The sequence below is a fragment of the Streptomyces katrae genome, assembly GCF_000966975.1.
GTDB lineage: Bacteria > Actinomycetota > Actinomycetes > Streptomycetales > Streptomycetaceae > Streptomyces > Streptomyces katrae.
In genome coordinates, this window is sequence record NZ_JZWV01001683.1 from 1 (window position 1) to 1134 (window position 1134).

Consider the following 1134-nt stretch of genomic DNA (forward strand, 5'->3'; position numbering starts at 1 on the left):
GGGGCGGCCGGGATCCGGGCGCCGGCCCGGGTGGTTTCCTCCTCGCCCGCGTGGAATTTGCCGAACATGATCCCGACGGGGCCGTAGAGGTTTTTCAGGACCCAGTGCGGCCAGGCCAGCAGGTCACGATGCCGGGCCCCGGGGGCGTCGCCGAGGAGGACGATGTTCTCGCACCGCAGGCTGCCGTGCGGCCGGTTCAGCAGCGGGCGCAGCCACTCCGCGGCCTGGACGCCCGCATGGAACAGCTCCGCCTCCACCGCCGCGGGATCGCCCTCAGCCCCATACACGGTCCAGGTCGTCAGGCCCTGCTGGAGGGAGGGAGCCAAGTAGGGGCAGTGGGCGGTCATCTGTCGCACGTACGCGCTGATGTGGATCGTGGCCGGAGCGGTGGTGCTGGCTTCGACAAGGCGCAGCGCCCCGGCGGTGGGCCGGGGCGCTGCGCTGGTGCGGGTGCGGTTCACGGGCGGTGGGTCGGGGGCTGCTCGGGGGTGAGGTCGTCGCCGTCGCCGCCGGCGGGGCCGCAGTCCCACTCGGCGACCACGGTGCCGGTCTCGCGGTAGCGGGCGATGGCCTGCTCGTCGACGGTGCCGTGGGCGTCGGTGAACCAGATGTCCGGCAGCGGCCCGTACGCGGCCTCGTAGGCGGCGACCCAGGCGATCGGGCCGTGGCCGTTGTTCGCGACGTGGCGGATCGGCTGGCCGGCGGTCTCCTGGCACAGGACGTCGTAGTCGGGGGTGCCGAGCATGTCGTGCCAGGCGGCGTCCACGGCCGGGGAGAACATCTCGGGCGCGGACTGGCCGTTCTTGAAGCGCTGGCCGGTGATGGTCAGGAAGCGGCGCAGCTCCAGGGTTGCGGTGGTCACGATGGTGCCCCTCTCGGTGTCGAGTGGTGCTCGCCCGGCCCGGGTTGGGCCGGCCGTCGTGCTGTTCGACGCCGCGCACCCGAGGATCCCCAGGTCTCGTCCGGGTGCGCGGCGGGTTCAGAGGGCCTTGGCGGGCGCGGATACGGCGGCTTCGGTGAGGCGGTCCAGGCGCTCGTAGAGGGCGCGGATGAGGCGGGCCCGCCCCTGGGCGCACAGCACCGTGCCATCCGGGGCAGCGGACAGGCGCCGGTCGGCTTCGTCCAGGACGACGT

At 73.5% G+C, this 1134-nt stretch carries 2 protein-coding genes and 1 pseudogene; all 3 read right to left on the minus strand.

Annotation, left to right across the window (positions count from 1 at the left end):
* On the minus strand, positions 1 to 461 hold a 461-nt coding region (locus VR44_RS40075; RefSeq protein WP_045952624.1), incomplete at its 3' end, for a hypothetical protein.
* A complete protein-coding gene (locus tag VR44_RS40080; RefSeq protein ID WP_045952625.1) occupies positions 458 to 862 on the minus strand; it encodes a hypothetical protein in 405 nt (134 codons plus the stop codon). The genes VR44_RS40080 and VR44_RS40075, both read right to left, overlap by 4 nt.
* A gap of 117 nt (positions 863 to 979) precedes the next feature.
* Positions 980 to 1134: pseudogene (locus tag VR44_RS48215) on the minus strand (restriction endonuclease); the annotation flags it as partial.